At 54.9% G+C, this 19,770-nt stretch carries 7 protein-coding genes; 2 read left to right on the top strand and 5 right to left on the bottom strand.

Annotated elements, in window-relative coordinates; all coding sequences use genetic code 11:
• The first annotated feature begins 9 nt into the window (after positions 1-9).
• Positions 10-1,506, top strand: a complete 1,497-nt coding sequence (locus tag CEE69_RS22640; protein ID WP_099262893.1) for a hypothetical protein — start codon at positions 10-12, stop codon at positions 1,504-1,506.
• A 62-nt stretch (positions 1,507-1,568) separates the two neighbouring features.
• On the opposite strand, the gene CEE69_RS22635 is transcribed toward CEE69_RS22640, so the two are convergent.
• From CEE69_RS22635 to CEE69_RS22615, 5 genes are all read right to left on the bottom strand, one after another.
• On the bottom strand, positions 1,569-3,062 hold the full coding sequence (locus CEE69_RS22635) for a hypothetical protein (protein ID WP_233215528.1): 1,494 nt from the start codon (positions 3,060-3,062) through the stop codon (positions 1,569-1,571).
• A 212-nt stretch (positions 3,063-3,274) separates the two neighbouring features.
• Positions 3,275-5,944, bottom strand: a complete 2,670-nt coding sequence (locus tag CEE69_RS22630) for a VWA domain-containing protein (RefSeq protein ID WP_099262968.1) — start codon at positions 5,942-5,944, stop codon at positions 3,275-3,277.
• Positions 5,941-7,863: a vWA domain-containing protein gene (locus tag CEE69_RS22625; RefSeq protein WP_099262892.1), complete on the bottom strand. Its 1,923-nt coding sequence runs from the start codon at positions 7,861-7,863 to the stop codon at positions 5,941-5,943. The genes CEE69_RS22630 and CEE69_RS22625 overlap by 4 nt, the downstream gene beginning before the upstream one ends.
• 3 nt (positions 7,864-7,866) lie before the next feature.
• Positions 7,867-8,769, bottom strand: coding sequence for a DUF58 domain-containing protein (locus CEE69_RS22620; protein WP_099262891.1), 903 nt, complete (start codon positions 8,767-8,769; stop codon positions 7,867-7,869).
• Positions 8,766-9,779 carry an AAA family ATPase gene (locus tag CEE69_RS22615; protein WP_008663930.1) on the bottom strand — a complete coding sequence of 338 codons (1,014 nt, stop codon included), beginning with the start codon at positions 9,777-9,779 and terminating at the stop codon, positions 8,766-8,768. The genes CEE69_RS22620 and CEE69_RS22615 overlap by 4 nt, the downstream gene beginning before the upstream one ends.
• 246 nt (positions 9,780-10,025) lie before the next feature.
• On the opposite strand from CEE69_RS22615, the gene CEE69_RS22610 reads away from it, so the two are divergent.
• Positions 10,026-19,742: a tetratricopeptide repeat protein gene (locus CEE69_RS22610; RefSeq protein ID WP_233215527.1), complete on the top strand. Its 9,717-nt coding sequence runs from the start codon at positions 10,026-10,028 to the stop codon at positions 19,740-19,742.
• The last annotated feature ends 28 nt before the right edge of the window (positions 19,743-19,770 follow it).

The following is a 19,770-nucleotide window of genomic DNA, read 5'->3' as shown; positions in this document are numbered from 1 at the left end:
CATGCCAGAATGACTTCATCAGATGATTCGAAGCTGTCGGCGAGTTTGCTCGCGCGATTGTTGACCCCGCGAAACTTGGCGGTGTTCTTCTTTCTCGTCCTGCCGCTATCACTGATTTTTTTGGTGCTGGCTTGGTGGTTCGCACGCCAGAACGCGGCGGCTCAGGAACTGGCCGATCGTAAGAATGATTTGCTTGCCAGCGGTTTGCCAATTGATGCGGAGTCGTTGCTGGAGTACCGCATGGAACGGATTGATTCATCACGTAGCCGGGAATGGGAACGCATCCTCGATGAGATCGAATCGGACGCGTTCCAGGAGTCATCTCGGAATATTCCCGTGATCGGGATCAACGTGGGTGAGGACGTTCCAAGTTACGTGTATGGGCAGGACTATCCGTATGATGACGCTGTCCGAACCTACTTGACAGAATGGAAGCGTGTTCTTGATCGCATTCATTTGGTCGCGGTGGGGAGTCGTGGTATCTGGACGTCCATTGAGTCGGATGCGTTTTTTCCGGGAATGGGCCAGGAAAGACACATCGTTCGGCTATTGAAACTGGAGTTTGAAGACGCGCTTCGCCGCGATGACTTCGACCACGCAGGACAGTGTGTGTTGGCCCTAATCGGAAGCTCACGGGGGTCAGAGGAGGAGCCAATTGCAGTTTCACAACTGGTCAGTGTGGCAATGCTCGATGTTGCCCTGAATGCCATCAAAACCTCGCTGCAAATCGATTGCTTTGACGGTGAGCAGTGGCGAGCTGTCTTGGAGCAACTCGAAGGGCTTGAAGAGATTGAACCTCGCTACAGACGATTCTTGATAGGCGAACGAGCTTGGGCGCTACCATTGTTTGAGGACACGGAGTTTTTAGAGGAACTGGGGGAAGAAGCCGTTGCGTACCAATTGCCGGGCGGGCACTCCATCGACGCCTTGGAGACGCTGGCCATGTACGACCGGTTGGAGCTTGTTCCCACCGATGATCTGACCACCTTTTTCAAGGAGATCGAGAGTCTGGAAACTTCGGTGCAGGCTTCTTTTCAATCTAGGAATTGGTTGCGGAAACTGGACACTCAAGTCACCGAGATGACAATGCCGAGTTTGGTTTCGATGAATCAAGCCTTTGTCCGATCCGCCATGCATGTGCGTTTGGCCAAAACAGCCATCTTGGCTCGATTGTTTCAGCAGCGAGAAGGGCGTTGGCCGAGCACCATCCAAGAGATCCACGACGCTGCCCCAAGCCTGCTGAATGATCGCGACGAGAGCGGCGATTTCAAAATAGGAAACCTCGCACCCATGGGAGATCGCCCATTTGGGCTGAAGGTCGATCAGAAGGAATTGGCGCTCTGGGGATTTGAGCCCGACTCTGCAACAGCGGCGACTCCTGTTGAGCCTCCCACCGAACAAGAATTCATCGATGAAGACGCGGAGTACGGGCCAATGCAGGCGGAAGCTTACCTGCAGCGTTGGCTCTGGATCCTCCCAACAGACGGTCTCGCGAAATCCGATTGATCTGAGTTCCGTCTTGTTGTGAGTTTCGGCTACTGACCTGCCTCAGGGGCGGTGGAGTGGATTCACTCGTCCGTTGCAGATGCTTCCATGGCCATCTCCGCTTCGGTTTCGTTGTTTGGGCGAATCGCTTCAAAGTACTTGCGGACGGTCTCTCTGTGGCCCATCGGAAGCGGTTCAGAGTTCAGAACCGCCTCGGCTTCTCGTTTGAACTTGTTGTACTTGGCCTGATATTGGCGGACGGCGTTTTGTTCGCCCTCGGGAGCTTGCAGGATCTCCGTTTCGCTAGGGCCTTCAGACTGTTGGCCGGTTAGCATTTCCTCGTTTCGAACGCTGTCAATTTTGGTGGCTTGATCGCCCAAAGGTTGCCCACTGGCACCTCGGCCCGCCTTTTGGCTCGGCGAGTCGGACTTTGCGACGCTGTCGGATTGGCACTGACCGCGGCACTCGCTTTTGCACTGCGAGAGTCGGTTGAGTTGACACGACATGCAGTTGCCAATCTTCTTGCGTTGTCCTTGCTGTTTGCATTCCGACGCCAGTTTCGAAAGGCACTTCTTACATTGACTCATGTTTTTTGAGTCCAAGCCCTCGGCCAACTCGCTAATTGAATTGCTAAGTTGTCCCTGCTGTGCGGGTTTGAGTTTTGACAACATCTTTTTCAGGTTGTCTGCGACGGCGCGGCGTTGCTTGTCGCCCATTTGAGATGGATCCACCGCTTCAAGCTGTTCGCTTGCTTCGTCGTATTGTTCGGCTTCAAGTGCCTTGGCGGCTTGGTTCATCGCGTCCGATGGTTTCATGGCCGCGGCGAGCGCCTTCAACATCGTGTCAGTCATTTCCAGTTTCAGCGACTCGCGGGCTTCTGCCAGCGATTGCTCCATTTCGGAAAGTGTCGCTAGCAAGTCCGCTTCATCCAAAGCATCGGATTCCATCTCATCCAGTTTCTCACTGAGTTCTTCGATGAGAGCTTCGAGTTCAGGATCCTCTTGTTCCTCCGCCATCTCTTCCAAATCCTCGAGCATCGTTTCGCGAAGGTCGAAGGATTGCTGCTGAGCCAATGGCAAGATTGGTTTGGCTTCCAAAGTGGGAACATTGCGATTGCCGATGATCAACAACAACGTCGTTGCGATCACCAAGCCTGCGATCCATCGTGCGTGTCGCGGTGCGGTGATTGGGACGCACTCGACTGGATTGACTCGATGCAGTTGTTGGTCCGCCTCGGCCAATTGCAACTCTCGCACGGGATCCGAATGAAGATTCCGTTCGCGGTCGAACTGCAGTGAAGTGATCGAACGATCCTTCAGTCCGTAGTGCTCGTCGATTAGCCTTGCCGCTGATTGTTCATTGAACCGTCCCAGCATTCCGATCACCCACCCAACCACGCCGCCGGCAACAACGATCGATAGTGGCCATGCCCAGTGCATGCTGGGGAAGAATGCGGTGCGAGCGATTGCGACCCAGAGTGCAAGAATCGCTCCGATCAACAGACCGGTGGAGACGCCGCGGATCATCGAAGCAAGCCACAGACGTCGTTGAACGGGTCGAAGAATTTCGTGCAGCATCGTTGGTCTCACTAGCAGGAGCGGCTGAAAGTGGAATCACTCGGGGCGAAGCAGATCGATGCCATCGGCAGTCATTCCGCTCGCCCGTCGCTATTGACCAGTCTAGAGGGTGGGGATGCCAGCCACCAAGATAGAAAGCAGTATCAATCATAAGAAAATCTGGGTGGATCCCGACTGGTGATTTTGGAGACGGGATTGCTTTCAAGCCGCGTTCAAAGCATTTCGACCCGTCGAAACGCTACATCCGCGATGAATAAGACCAAGCCAGCCATCAGTAGCCATGGCCAGATCGGGACCGGGTCACGTGCTGTGCGGTCGTCATCTTCCGTGATGGAAGTTGCCGGGGCGTCATAGCGTCCACCGCTTACCGAAGCGATTTGACGAAGCAAGTCGTCGCCGCGTGGCAGCAAACGCAACTCGTCGGGGTAACCAACGGCGATTCCTCGAGAGCTTCGTTGGCTGGTCCCATCCATCCGGTTGGTGGCGATGTCAAAGTGGTACGCCCCGCGACGAAGCGTTTCTACTGAGGCCTCATAGCGACCCGGCGCGGTTTGTCGCATGACGATCTTTTCGTTTTTCAATCGTGGATCGATCACCGTCAATCGAGTTTCGGCCTCGTCGATGAATCGTCCGTTGTCATCGACCGCGTCCATCACCACGCGAGTCCGATTGCCGTCTCGTTCGACTTCCACAAACACGCCTCGATTGTCGTCTTTGCGCATCGCATGCCGAATGATTTGGGCCCAAAAGGTTCCAAAGTCTGGCCAGGTCATCCATTCGCCCGCCCATCGATTTTTCGCGTCGCTGGTGAAAGCGACCGACATACCCAAACCATATCGCCACCATACAAGCAGCGGGTCACCCGACTCGCTGGCCAAGATGAACTCCGCAGTAGGTTTCGGACGCGTCACAACGTAGCCGAGCAACAGTGGCGACAGATCCAATTCGATCCCATCGAGCACCGATGTGGGACGTACCAATTGTGGGACAAACGGCAGTTCGTTGATCGCGGATTTGCTGGCTTCGACGGTTTCCTTCGCAAAGACTTGAGGAACCGATTGAGGATCGTCGCAGAAGTAGTAGCGACCTCCGCCAATCTGAGCGAGCTCTTCAAGCAGGTCTTCGCTCGAGCCCTGCCCGAGAGCAACGGTCGAGAGTGTGATTCGCGACGCGGACATGTCGCCGGCAACACCTTGGAAGTCGCCCGGTGACGAGACTCCATCGGTCATCAGGACCACATGCTTCAGTTTGGCTGTGGCACCAATCAACGCTTCGTAAGCGTCGGCCATTGCGGGGTACATGTTTGTGCCACCGGATGCCTCGATCGTCGAAATGGCATCCGAGATGGCACCGCGATCGGACGTTGGACGAAGCTCGGACACGGTGTACGAGTCTCCATCGAAAGCGATCACTCCGATGGCGTCTTTGGGACCAAGCAGTTCGACGGCGGCTTGGGCGGCGTCCTTGGCAAGTTCGATTTTTTGACCGCCCATCGAACCGCTCTTGTCGATCACCAGCATCATCGCCAACGACGGCTTTTCGCGTTCCTTTTCGAAGTTGCTGCGGACGGGCAAGATTTCCTCAATCTGAGTTCGGTAGTAACCGCCCAGACCAAAGGCTTGGTCCCCACCGAGCATGATCAGCCCGCCACCCAAGTCCTGGACATAGATCCCGATCAGATCCATCTGCCGCATCGTCATCGACGTCGCCGGCACGTTGGAAAGGATCAAGCATTCATAGCCCTGCATTTCGGACAAATCGCTGGGGATGCCTTCCGGGGGACGAACGTCAACATCGATGGATTGTTCATCCAGTGCCCAACGCAGAGAGTCCGTTTCGTCGGGGTCGCTGTCGATCAGCAACACGCGAGGTTTGCCGCTGGCGTACACGATCGCCTCGGCTTCGTTGTTGTCCAACAACGTGTCGTCGCAGTCTCGCAATCGCGCGGCGAAGGTTTCTTGTCGTTGACCCAACAACGTTTGCTGAAAACGAAAGCGGTTTTCACCCTTTTTGATCTTCACCGGCGGTGCTTCGACGTCGCCAATTTGAATGTCACCGCGATACAGATCGACATGGCCTTCGGTGTCACGATTGCTGCTAATAACAACTTCGACGAAGAAGGGTTCGCCCTGACGCACTTGAGTGGGAGCTTCCACGGCAGCCATCTGCACTTCAGGTTCGCTTCGTGTCGGAAGCGGCACCGTCCACACGGGAACACCAGCGTCCGTCGCGGCGGCGATCCCATCGCCATTCGTCGGGTTGCCATCGCTCATCAATACGATTCGTGGCACGCGGGATGGAGGAATCGAAGCCACCGCGGTTTGAATGGCGGCGGCTAAGTCCGTGCCCATTCGTTTCGCTTCCTCGCCATCCACCTCCGACGGTGATGGGACTGACGCCGGAACCTCGTCTTCCCCGGGGGCAATTGAATCGGCCGAAACGTCCTCCGTTTCTTCTTCTGCAACATCAGCTGATGTTGGTTCGTTGTTGGTGTCCGCGAGAGACTTTTCCTGGTCTGCCCAGTTGGATTGCAGTTGCCGTGGAGTGCTGTCGAACGGCAGGAAGCGAACCTCCGCGTTGTCTTTTTCGGCCTGCTCGATTGCCTGTTTCAAATATTCGTCAGCTGTTTCGCGAGCGGCCTCGTCGATGCTCTCGCTTTGGTCGATTGCGAACACAATCATTTTTTGCGAGGTCGAACGCAGCATCACCGGTCCACAAATCGCCATGATGAGCAGCGTTAGCACGATGCCTCGAATCAACAACGATACAAATCGTTGACGAGGTGGAAAGTCGCTCAGCGTTCGAAGGTGGAATACCACCAGCCACAAGATTGCCGGGATCCAGAGCCAAGCCCATTGAAGTTGGGTCCATTGCAACATCATGCCACCACCCTTCGGTGGAACAATGCCCACTCACCGATCACCAATGCAATCGCCAGCATGACCAAATAGAACCACGCGGGAGCTCCGCCGCGGGAGACCAAACTGGTTGTTTCGTTTGGTTGCTTGGCAACTCGCAGGTCACTTTCATCGGCGCTGCACAGGTTGACCGCCAGCAACTCGCCCGGGACTTCCTCCGCCAACTTCCATTCTTCGGGAGTCTTGATCGGCAGTTGTTCGGGCTGCGATGCCAAGTCGAGTTTGGGCAACGACTCAGGCGAAAACAGTCCGTAAACACCGGCTTTTCCGATCGGGCTGATGGCGGCGCGATCACGTGCAACCGAAATGTTTCGGACGTTTCCATCTGGCGACATCAACACGGCTGAAGCAGCATCGAAATCCCATGGCACGGTCGTCGCCAATCCTGTGTTCAAAGCTGGGTTCATGTCACCCGTTTGCCGAAAGAACCAATTCATGGCGTTGGTCATCATGACGGGAAAGGCGATCCGAAGCGGAAGATCGCTGTCGTCCAGGTCTGCGGACAAAATCAGAATCCGGCCGGCCTCGCGTTCGACGGAAACCAACACCCGCGAAGTGTCGGCTGTTTCAAACAACGTGTTCGCTTCTCCCAATGATTCATCGACTTCGATATCACGGCCACCGGCGAGCATCACGTTTTGCAATTGAACGTGTCGCAAAAGAGGTGATTCTTTGTTCTGTTTTGCCACGATGGGTGTGTCGATTTCGCTGCCGAGTTTCCAGGTTCCTGGTGGGCCGTCATCGCGAGCGATGAACAGAGCGGGGCCGGGAGGAAGTTCGGTGGGAACCGTTCCGCTGTAGATGGTCAAACCATTCTCCGCGGTTTGCTCAGTGTCGTTGACCACCGTCAACTTGATCAACGGAATCGATTCCAAAACGGTGCGAAGATAAAACGACTGGTCATCTGGTCCGGTTACCAAAGTCACTGGAACGAAGGGGCGGGCCGGAACAACTGCTCGGGCCGTGTTGTCAACGGAAAGCCCATCGGTCGCATCCAGTGACGCGGTCAGGACCCCGCCTTCGCGAGACGTTCCTTCGATCGTTGTTTGCCAGACGCCATCGGCTTCCAGCTTGATCGGGACAACGTCCACTAGGTCTTCGCCAAGCGTGAGCTTTAGCCGTGTGCTGGATGGTTCGTCGGAAAAGTTGCGGACTTCGACCAGCAATGCATAACCGATCGGATCAACGCTCGAACGTCGAACTTGGAACGTGGTGATTGCCAAGTTGGTTTGAGAGGTGCCGACGGACTCCCATGAAAGTTCTTCGGCTGATTCGATGTCGTATTGTTCGTCGAGTGTCGTGTCGGTGATGACGACGATGCGACGCCGTTCTTCTTCGTCTGCCAATCGTCTGGCCGCTTCGATAGCATCTTTGATTTGCGTCGGTCCATCGGTTGGTTGGATCGAATGAATGGCTTCCTCAATCGCCGGCGCGAAGTCCGACATGCCGACCACGACACGGACCGTGGTGCCGGCGGTGACCAACGCCATTTGGTCCCCCTGGCGAAGACCACGAGCGAGTGAAGCGGCACGGTCAACAGCTAGCTGCAATCTTGTTTGTCTTGTTTCGGGTTCGACAGCTTGCATGCTGGCCGAGTTGTCCACGACCAAAATCACTTCTTGTCCTGAGTCCGCTTGCCACCGCCAAAGTGGATCCGCCAGAGCGAATGCTAGGAGCGAGACGAAAATAAGCTGCAGAAGAAGTGACAGCCAACGTCGAAGGTTTTGCCACAGGGATCGTTGGCGTTTTTCTTCGAAGATCTGATCCCAAAACAGGAGCGTTGCGACGGGCTGGCGTCGCAAACGCGTTTTCAGGATGTACAGAACGATGATCGGAACTGCGATCCAAAGCCACATCAGTCGTTCGGGAGACGCCAGCGACATGTGTTATCCCACCGCCGCAGTACGCATCATACGAAGCAATACAGCGTCGAAGGGAACCTCCGTCGTTGCTCGCGTGTGGCTCAGTCCATGGTTGCGGCAATAGGTCTCGACATCGTCCAAGAAAGCCTGGAAAAGCTTCTTGTATTGACGTAGTTTGCGTTCGGTTACGGTCACCTTCTTTTGCAAACCGCTCTCGCAGTCCACCAATTCCATGTCCCCCAGAAAACTCGGTGACGCTTCACTGGGCGTGTGGATCTGAATCACGTGCGGTTCAAAGCGGGCGTAACGGAGTCGGTCGATGCCGTCGCGAAAACCCTTTTGGTCATACAGATCGCTGACAACGATTGCCAATCCTGTTCGTGGTGCTCGGTCCACAAAATCACCAACAACCGATTGCAGGTCCGTACGCTCGCCGCCGCACTCAAGTTGCTCAAGAAACCGCAGCAAACTGAGGACTTGGTTTTTGCCTCGGATCAGTGGCATCGTCGCCCGCACTCGATCGTCATAGGCCAAGATCGAAACACGATCGAGATCTGCCAGGGCGATGTAGGACAACGCCGCCACGATCTGCTGGGCCAGCAAGAATTTCGTTCCGGTTGCATCCCCATGGCCACTATCTGAACCAGCAACATTCATGCTGGCAGACGTGTCCAACAGCATATAGACGTGAAGATCTTCCTCTTCCTGAAATCGTTTTAGCAGCAAATCACCATGCCGCGCATAAACGTTCCAATCCAAGTAACGAAGGTCATCTCCGCTGATGTATTCGCGGTGGTCAGCGAATTCGATTCCGCCGCCGGTTTGCATCGTTCGTCGCTGGGCCAATAGTTGGCCCTTGAACATCCGCTTCGATAGTAGCGAAAGGTATTCCAATCGCTTCAGGAAATCCGAGTCAAAGACTGTCATGCCACAGCCGCTTCGCTGTGTACGTTTGCGATGAGGTCGTCGACGATTGCGTCGATGGTGATTCCGTCGGCTTGGCCCTCAAAATTCAGCATGACCCGGTGCCGGAGCGTTGCATGGGCCATTTCGCGAATGTCTTCTTTGGCCACATGAAAGCGACCGTCCAAGACGGCTCGGATTTTCGCACACAAAATCAGTGCTTGTGCTCCCCGTGGGCTGCTGCCGTAACGGACAAACTTACGCACCATTGGTGTCGCCGCTTCGTGGGATGGGTGAGTTCCCATGATCATCAAAATCGCATACCGCCGAACCTCATCGGCAATCGGAATTTGCCGCGAAAGGCGGCGTAGCTCGATCACCCGATCGGATGCCATGATTTTTTCGGGCGGCGAAATCTCTCCTGCCGTGGTGCGATCCATGATCGTTTCCATTTCGTCAGTCGTCGGAAACGGAACGACCAATTTCATTAGGAAACGGTCCAGTTGGGCTTCGGGAAGTGGATAGGTTCCCTCCATTTCCAGCGGGTTTTGCGTGGCCAACACAAAGAATAGCCCGTCAAGTTGATGTGAAGTTCCCGCGACCGTGACACTGTGTTCCTGCATTGCTTCTAGCAATGCGGATTGTGTCTTTGGCGTTGCACGGTTGATTTCATCGGCCAGAACCACATTGGCAAATACCGGGCCACGTTGGAATTGAAATTCTTTGTGCCCATTTTGGGTTTCAACCAAAATGTTGGTGCCGATCAAGTCCGCCGGCATCAGGTCGGGAGTGAACTGAATGCGACCAAAGGATGCATCCAAGACGTCCGACAACGTTCGAACCAAGAGTGTTTTTCCTAGGCCAGGCACGCCTTCCAGCAACACATGGCCACCGGCGATCAAAGATGTCAGTACCCCGTCAACAATTGGTTGTTGACCGACGATGCGTTTGGAGACTTCTTCCCGAAGTCTGCCAAAATCCCCACGGAATTGTTCGAGCCGGTCACGCAACTCGTTGTCAATCGATTCACTCATGTTGTTCCTAAAGGTTCGCCATCGCAGCAATCGTTTGGAAGGTCTGAAGCAGAATACCAGAAAATGTGAGGTGGGGTGTGTCGAGAATTGCATCGCGCGGCGCCGATCTCTACAGTGAGGATTCTTCTGCTTGCTTGGTTCGACTTCCGCTTTGACGTCGAGGTTGCCGTGATTCACTGCCGTTCAGTTCGGATCTTCTGCTTTGGTCCTCTGTTAGTCTTCTTACTTGGAGGCGGATTACTGTGTTTGCCATCCTCTGCTCAAGAGGTCGGTGAGACCGATAGAGAACGCGTGACTGCGGACCGGTTCTTTCAAGTCTTACTACGTCGGCCTCGTCCTGGTACCGCCCTGGATCGAGTCTATGGGTATCACGTTCAAAACGGTTCGCTTGATCAGCTGATCGAATCGTTGGACGTCGATGATGATGCGCCGTCAGCCGGTGAAAAGGCGATGGTCTTAGGGCTGATCCAAGCTCAACGCGGTAAGTCAGCGCTCGCCGTGGAAGCATTCTCGAAGGCAGAAGAACGTTTGCCCGACGAAGCGGCCTGCAGTTTCTATCTCGGTAAATCTTTGCTCGCGGTTGGCGAAAACGAACGGGCGGCCGAGGCAATTCAACGCGCAATCGACCGCGGTCCCGCACGCAATGAGGCGGTGCCGATTTTCACTGAGTTAGGTCGGATCTATGGGCGTGCAGGACAAAACGAAAAAGCATTCGCAGTTTGGAAACAACTCGAAGCAATGTTCCCGCGGGATGCCCGCGTCGGGGGCCAAATTGCTCGAGCACTCGCCGAAGAAGGGAATCTCGAAGAAGCACTCGCTCGCTTTGTAGCACTGTCGAAGAACAGCCGCGATGAAGACGACAAGATTGCGTTTGCAGTGGAAACCGCCGAACTGCGACGGCGGTTGGGCGAACCGGAAGAAGCGACAAAAGATCTGGAGAAAATTCTTGCCCGCCTGCGACCAGGTAGTTGGCTTCACACGGACGTTCGCAATCGGATCGAAGATGGCTTTCTCAAATCTGGCGATTACGACGCATTGGCAAACTACTACCAAAAACAGTTGGCCGATTCCGCTGACAACTTGGCGTTGCAGACTCGATTGGGACGCATTCTGGTTTCTGCCGGACGCCTCGACGAAGCTAAGAAAACACTCCTGGACGCGACCACGAAAGCACCAGGTGACGCCGACGTGCGATTGGCATTGATCGACGTGTTGGTTGCGTTGGGGGACAATCAATCGGCGGCCGCACAGTATGAGGCTTTGGCAAAGAACGACCCCGAAAACCCTGACTATCTGCTGCGTTGGGGACAATTGTTGCTAGAAGACCAGAAAATGGAATTGCAGGCGCGTCGCGATGCCGCGGCCGGTGTTTGGCAGCAATTGGCTGATGCCCGAAGCGACGATGCAGTCACGCTTTCACAGATTGCCGACCGATTTCGAGGCATCGATCGAGAAGAAGACGCGATCAATTTGTATGAGCAGGCTATCGAGGTTGATCCTGAGTCTCCGCAATATCGCGAGTACTTGGGTGAATACCTGCACAAGCTCGATCGCAAAGAAGAAGCGATCAAGACATGGGAATCGATCGCCTCCGGAGATCGCCGGAATCGCGATTCGCTGGTTCGCTTGGCGGAAGTGTTCAACACATTTGAACTGGGAGAACGAGCCCTCGCGGCCTGGCGGGATGCGGCAGAAATGGATTTGACGTTCGCACAGGAACTGCGTTTTGCAAAAGCACTCCGAGACGCGAAGCAGCATGAAGAAGCGTTCACCCGTTTGGAGGTGGCCCGCGAAATCGCGGAAACTCCGGACGAACAAGAACAGGTCTTGAAAGACCAGATCGAAACGTATCGTCAGGCCGGAACGCTGGGCGATCAGATCGCGACGCTGGAGACCCAACCACCTACGGTCGATCGATTGCGACAACTGGCCCTGATGCATCAAGCGGCTGGACAATTGACCGATGCGGCGGAGGCGATTCGGGAGGCTCAGGATCTAGAGCCCGAGAACGTGGACGTGTTGGTGGTTGCCGCTGACATTGCCGAGCGACAATCTCGTCTGTCTGACGCGGTGACATTGTTTGAGAAACTATCCGAATTCGATACCAGATTTCGCACCAACTATTTGCAGCGTGTCGCGGGGCTGCAGACTCGTCTTGGGCAAATCGATGAAGCGCTTGCGACATGCGAATCGTTGATTGATGCCAACCCAGCCAGCCCTGAGTCCTATCTGTTTTACGCACGGACCGCACTCAGTGCCAACCGTGATGATGAAGCCTTCACGGCGCTTCGCCGGGCAATGAACGTGGCTCCGCGTGACAACGGGCCACGAAGGATGATGGCGTCGGAATTGGCTGAGCGTTATCGCACCGACGAAGCGATCGAACTTTACTGGCAAGCGATCCAGTACGAGTCTCAAACCGATGACCGGATCAGTCTGATCAAGCAGTTGGCGCCTCTGTACGATCGCCAAGGTGATGTTGAAGAGTTGATTTCAAGAATCGAATCACTCGGCCGTGAAGACGGTGATACTCGAGGCACTTTGCTTTTGACGTCCGCCGCTTACGAAGCGATTGAAGATTATGGGGCCGCTCGGCAAGCGATTGACCAATTGATTGCTCAACAACCTCGCGACGTTGCATTGCTCGAAACGATGGTCAATCTGAGTGATTTGGCTGACGAGGTGACAACGGCGGCCGAGTATCAAGAGCGAATCGTCTCGCTTGCTGATACGCCCGAGAATCGTTTCAAGCTGGTGCAACTAAAACTCGACGCGGGCATGATCGATGTCGCGACAGCACTCGGCGAACGAATCTCTTTGGTATCCGACCCGGTTCGCTTGGGTTCGATGATCCGATCCGCTGCGATGCGTGGAGACACCAAGGCGGCAATCGCGATTTGTCGCGAAGCACTCGATCGTGACCCAGGCTTGTGGGACGTGAAGCTCGAGCTGGCCCAGCTGTTGCTTTATGACGATAGCGGTGACGACCAGAAAGAACGCTATGAAGAAGCGGGCCGACTGTGCGAGCAGATCCGCGCGATGGATTTGCCGATGGACGCGAAGCCGCTAACTCAGAAGACGGTCAAGGCCAGTTCACGCAACACCAATTACCCGGCGGATTACTTAACCAATCCGAGGTATTGGGGGCAAAGCAGCTACACGATGGCTCGCAACTATCGGATTGGCCGATATGGGAATGATTTGTTTGGATACAGCAGTGGTGCGACTTCCCTGAATCTAGTTCAACCCAACGTCTTTGGGCATGCTCGCATCTTGGCGGCTTCCCTGTTGATGGTGCGTGAAGCCAAGGAGGCTCCGGCAGGAGAAGCTGAATCCAAGATCGAGGAGATGATGAAAGAGCAGTTCAGCATTGCCGAAATCGAAGAGGTCGACGATGCGATGGTGCTTTGGGAGTACACCTCATTGCAATCGTTCCAGTCGGTGTTGGCGACGAATACCAACACCAACGAAGACGATGCGGAGGCCGCCGAAGCGAAACGGCGGCAGGAGATGCTGAGCTGGCGATTGGCTGAGCTTGATCCTGAATATGGCCAGACAGCCATCCTGTCGCTGTTGGCGTCTCGCATCGCGGTTCCGGATGAGGACGAAACCAAAGAGCCTGAAGAAGATGGTGAAAAAGAGGATCAGCCTGAACCCCTTTCGACAGAACGTTTAGAGATTTTGGTCGACCTGTTTAACAAGAATAAAGGCAAGCCGCAAACAACGTCTTTGCAAACGACGTCAAGCCAGTTGATGCTGCGGAGTATCTTGATCAACGAATTCAAGCGTGCCGGACTTCCAGAACGAGCAGCCGAGTTTGCGATTCCTGATCCTGATGAAGACGCATCGTACGACGAGCTTTTGTCCACTCTTATGTTCCATCTGCGGATGGGATCAGAGGATCGTGCCAGCGAGTTGGTAAGCCGCCTGATTCCTGCAATCCGAAATGAAACCGGTGGCAAGGCCACGCAACCAAGCCGGTCCATCAATGGTTCGCTCGGTGGTATGACACGGTCATCCAAGCGGAGCAAAGCGTTTGTTGATAAACACCGGCTTGAGTTGCTCGACGCCGTCTTAGCGGCCAACATCGGTCGAGACGTTCTTTCCCGCAGTCGCAAAAGTCCGCTCTCTGAAGGCATGCTGCGAACTTACTATCAATCACCATCGGGAAGTTACCGGTCAATCCAGATCAAGGCTCCGTTGTCCACGTCCCTGATCGACCAGTCCATCGTGTCTGAGTTGTCGAGCTTGGTGCCGGAGGATTCGTCGAAAAACACGAACACCCGTACTCAATCGTTGCGGGTGCCGTTGGAAATGATTGAGCATCTTCAGAAGCCTCTCCCGGACGCTCCAATTTACGAATTGAAGTCGCGTGGTGTGCTGGCCGCATTTGCTCATTGGTGGGATGGCCGTCCTGAGGACTGCTATCGTGAATTGATCGAGCTTTGCGAAGAGTATCCCGATGACGTCGATTTGCAGATCGAGAGAGCTCGGTTGGCCAGCGAGTTGAATCAACCCCGCGTTGCACTGGAGGCGTTGGATTCTTTCGATCCGCTGGACAGTCGCATGTTGGTTCGCAAAGAGATGGCGGCAATGAACTTGGCCGCTGAACTTGGTGACATCGATCGCGCGAAGCAGGCTGCGCAGCGATTGTTCGGAATGCGGATGGACACGAATACGCAACTGGCGTTGGTGGACCAACTGCGTCGCTTGGGAATGAATGACAAGGCCGCCGCTGTTCTGCGTCGCATGCGAGGCGGCAAGAGTCGTGATGACAGTGTCGAGTTGCAGATCGCGAGATCGTTCATGGCCAGCGATGACAAGGAATCGGCTGCCGAAGTCGCCTACGCGTTGCTGAGGAAGCTGGGCAGCGGACGACGCCAAAACCAAAGCAATCAAGATTACTATCGCCGACAAGCCGTCGAAATATTGACATCAGCAGGACGGATGGAACCGTTGATCGAACGAGCCGAGCGGCGGCTGAAGACATCGCCCTCCTCGATGCGTGTTCGATCCGAGTTGGCCGAACTCTACACGGCAGCCGGTCGTTCCGACGACGCAGCAGCTCTTTGGGAAGATGCCCCCACCGACCGTCCCGTTGATGCGAGGCAGTTGCTCTCCCGGGCGGCCGCCTTGGCCAAGAGCAAGAAGCACAAAGAAGCGGCCGAGATGTATTTGGACGCTTTCGAGAAAGATCCCAGCTTGATGAACAACACCTACTACGAAATGCGTCGAGCTGTGCAAGCGGCCAAATGCGAAGACGCGATGTTCGAAAGGTTGTTGGAGTTTGACCCTGCCGCCTTGTCCTCCTATCGATTGGGGGAATTTGTGTCGATGGGCGATCGACAAGATTTCAGTGAGGCAAAACGCAAGTTCATTGGTCATGCACTGAAGAGTCCGTATGGTCGCCAAAACTTCTATTCCATTCTTCGCAACGTACCCGATTCCGAACGAAAGAATATCCCGGGGATTCAAGAGACCGTGGTGGAGGCGATTTGCAGTGATGATGCGTTTTCGCCGACGTCAACACTTTGGCAGGTTCGCAGCCGTTCAAGTGGCGGAACAGCAATTGGTCCGTTGGAAGATGTTGTTGGCTTGGTCACTACAGACGAGGCGGTTGCCAAAAAGTTTGGCGAGGCGGCAGAGAAAGCCAAAAAGAATGAAAGCTCGAAACCGACCGCTGAGTTCTTGCTCGCCCTGATGGACTTGAAAAAGTCGGAGCAAAAAGACAAAGCAGCTGAAAGACTTCGGAGTGCGATCCCCAAAAGCGAAGAGGGCGAAGAACCCGGGGCTCGAACGATTAGCGGTGGCTTGGTATGGCAGGCGGGTCAAGTGGTCGAAGAAATTGGTGGCATTCCCGATCGACCCGCGATGTTGGTCGAGATGTACGAATACGCCAGCGATGATAGCAACATTACACCGAACGATTTCCAGTTCTCAGTTTCTGCTCGGTTGCTCGACGTTTACGCGGCCAATGGTCAAAGCGGATTGGCTCGTCAGTTCGCGCTTGAGGGCTACGCTTCGATCGATAATTCCGAGCAAAATCAATACAACCCCGGCTACGGGGACTATCAAGATTTGCGGCAGTACAAATCAATCGCTGACAAGTTGGTTAGCATGGGGTGCCCGATTGACGCGATTGTGATCTATCGCCGTGCCCTTTCGGATCCAGGCCGATTCGAACGAGCCAAACGCTATGGATCCGGGACAACGAGTGAGTCCTTCGTCAAAGCAGCCGAGGCAGCAGCCGAAGCTGTGACGCCCAAAGCATCCACGCAATACATTCAGTGGCTCACTGAAGAACTCGCTGAGTCAAAAGACTCCAAGAAGCGGGCAATCAGCGTCGATCTAATGGACTTGCCCGTTGAGATGCTGTTGGCAGGCGATGTCGAACCAGGGCTGACGATGGCAATTCGTTCCTCGCTTGCGATCGAGGAAGGGCAGGACGCCGTCGATGAACTGGCGTCCGTGATCGGCGATCTCTCATCTGAGCACACCGAAGATTGGTCATTGCCCGCGACGGAACTTTTGATTGCCGCGCATACCAAGTCGGAGAATATTGAACCCACTGCGGCTCGCTTGTTCGAGGCCCTTCCGCCCGTCGAGGAAGTGACCGCAGCGGCGGGTGCTCCTTCCGCCGACAAGTACAAACCATTGTTGGATCTGTATCCGGTTGTTAAATCGGTTTTCGAATCCGATCCGGACGCGGACACCGAAGTCGGCAAGAACTTGATTGACTATATGACCAGCGTCGCCCGAACGACCGGGGATCCTCGGCTCGAGTTGGCACTTTCAAAATTGACCGGCGATCATTCGCAATCATTCGCGATTTATCTGGACCGGATTGAGGATGACATCGAGCCGGGCGCACCGCTTTCAAAAGATAAGTGCGAGACCGCATTGGGGATTGCACGAACCGCAGCGATGGATGGTGACATCGAAATCTCCACGCGTGCTCTGACGTTGGCGCTTGGCAACGGTCCTCCGCTGCGGCAGATGGGGACGACGGGCGATGCGTTCACGATCAGTCGGCAGAGTACGAATGTTCGCAATCGCGATGATGGCGGGATGGGAGAGCTCACTCGGCAAGTCAACGAAATCATCGATCTTTACTCGGATGCGATTGGAGAAAAACTAGGCAAACGCGATCCAGAACCTGAGGACTCAAACACGAATGATTCGGAGACTGACGGCGTTCCTTCCGACGCTACGGTGTCCAGCGATGTGGTGTCCGGGGACGACGGCCAGCCGAAGAGCGACCCAGCGACATCGATCCCTTTGATTTTCGAGGCGTTGCGGGCAATTGTGCTGCCGCCGGAACGCCCGGCAACGGTGTTCCCTTATGCGACGGAGATCGTGTCAACCACCGGATATGACCGAGGTGAGTTGGCCGACGACTCCGGAAAGGAATCGGCTGCGAAGTCGCTAATGATCACAGCGGTACGGTGTGATCGTTCGGCGCAGCTGGATGAGCTACTGCAAGAGCGGATCGTGAAATCAACTGATAAGGCGACGAGTGCGAGTCTATTGGTTGATTTTGCATTGGCGTCCCAGGACGAGGAGAAGCTCGTGTCGGCTCTGGACTTGTTCGCTGAATCGCTGGATTCGGTCTTGCCTGAGGTCAGCGAAATCACGTCATCCGCCTCGACGCTGAACTCGATCACATCCCAGATGCAACAAGAGTCCTATCGAAAAAGCGAAACCATCAATCTTGTTCTCGGATGCATTTGGCCACTGCTGCAAGACCCGAGCGATCTAGCGAGTGCGGCTCAGGTTGCGGAGCGTGCGGGTGAGTTGCTGCAACGCACCGCTGGCTTGATTGACTCCGATAGCTACACCTCGAATCGCCATCGAAGTATCGCCAGCAAGCTTCGCCGTTTGATGTTGAAGAGTGCCGCGAAGAGTAGCGACCTCGAACATTTTCAAAACGTGCTCGAGGCTGAGATCGTGACCCGTGAAGCACGCTACGCGAACTATGACGGCGACCGCCGCGATGAATATATCCAGAATGAACTGGAGCGGTTGCTGGGTGAATTGATTGATGACGAGATGGTGGAGCAAACCCCGGGCTTCATCCGCAAGTTAATCGCAATGAAACTGGCTAATGATTCGAATCGCGATTCGATGACACCGGCCAAGCTGGCGGCTGCAATCAACGAGTTGCCTGAGTCGACGCAATTTGACCTGCTCATGCAGATTGCAATGGGAGACGACGCCGACAGCCCGATCATGCATTGGACCGGGTTCATTCGGTATGACACACCGCCGGAATCCGTTCGTCGGCAAACTCCGCGTTTAGAAGACTTCAAGTCACTGGCCACTTCGACTTCCCAAATTCCCACGGTCGATACTCTTCTAATGCTCGCCGATCTGGCAGCCAAGACAAACAAGTCAGCCGACGTTGCCGAGGCATTGATCGGACGAAGCGAGCGAGCAGGCGATGACGCCGATATTGCCGCGGCATTGGTCCGCTTGGCCGGTCAGTTGAAGAACGGAGGCAACCCAAAGTCTGATTCGCTTCTCAAAACGTTGGATGCCATCAAAGCTGACTTGATCGCCAACAAGCCTACCAAGCAAGATACAACGCTCGAGTATCCAATGTTGGCAACCTATTTGATCGCTCGTTGCATTGATGCCGGAGTGGTGGACGACCAGACAAAGCCATTGCTCGCAAAGCTTTTGCCGTATGCAACTCGAAGTCAGCGAAACACTGTGACGTCTGCTTTGGGAAGAACCATGGCGTTTGCCGGAGTGGGGCGGGCAGCCGGTGCGACGGAGGGTTCGCCGTTGGCGCATTTTGTTCCAGTCAGGTTGCCGGCACGGGCGACTCCTGACACGGAAACCTTGTATCCACTCTTTGCGATGGATGACGAAGGCTGGGTCAGTGCTACGAGTGGTGATAATCAATCGCTTCTGATGCTTCGTTTTCCCGTTTCAGGCGAGTTTGGTTTTTCAGCCGACATCTGGGATGGCAATCCGGGGGCAAGCAACATCGCTTACGGTGGCGTGCTGTACCAACCTGACGGATGGGAGAAGAAAGCTCGCATCACCGCCATGGCGGGCAGCACCGTGAAGGTGTCCGTACCGTCCATTGAAAATGGAAAGGTGAACGAAGAGGAGTTGAACGTCACAGAAAACGAAGTCATCGGACTGTGCAATGACGAACCCTATGTCAACGATTTGAAAACGCAGTCCTACCCATGGTTGTCGTTCACGCAAGAGATGAGTCGAACGATCAAGTTCAGCAACATTCGCTTGACGGGGAACCCTGTGATTCCAGATCAGATCAATCCAGTTGATCCAACCATGAGAGGCTGGGGTATCCTGACCTTCGGACGTGGTTTGCCAGATCCTTTGTTGCCCATCGGGGAGGATCAAGACGCCGAGAAGATTGAGGAGGCCCGCAAGGTTGCGAGTGAAAAAGACCAAGGCAAGTGGTCGGTGAAGGATGACGAATTGAAATACATGTCGGCAAAAGCGGACAATGTATACGATCCGTCGAGCCACATCGCATATCTGCGTCCATTGCTAGATGGTGAGTCGATGGAGTATTCCTTTTGGTGGGAGTGGGATGATACCGAAGTACAACCGACCGTCGGTCGTATGGCGTTGAAGTTCACCAAAGAGGGCACCCTGCCAAACTGGATCCGCATCACCAATGATTTGGCATCAACCGAATTCATTGCGGTGGACAAACTGGATCCACCAGCCGATCCGGTTGCACCAGAAAACGTGCCCAATGATCAAGCGTGGAACACGGTGAAGTTGACGCGTAATGGTGACACCGTGCGAGTGGAGTTGAACGACACTCCATTGATCAGTCTGCCAGTCGCTGATCCACCCCGTCCCGGTTTGCTGAGGGAGGTCAAACGAGACGTTCGCATCCGCGACATGAAGCTGACGGGAGATTGGCCCAAGGAAGTTCCCGCGAATTTGATGGAGCGATCCGCAGTCGCAGACTGATGACGGTGAGAGCAACCGCATGACGCTT

This window comes from Rhodopirellula bahusiensis (assembly GCF_002727185.1).
GTDB lineage: Bacteria > Planctomycetota > Planctomycetia > Pirellulales > Pirellulaceae > Rhodopirellula > Rhodopirellula bahusiensis.
Note: the sequence above shows the minus strand (reverse complement) of the source record. Positions and strands in the feature narration are given on the sequence as shown.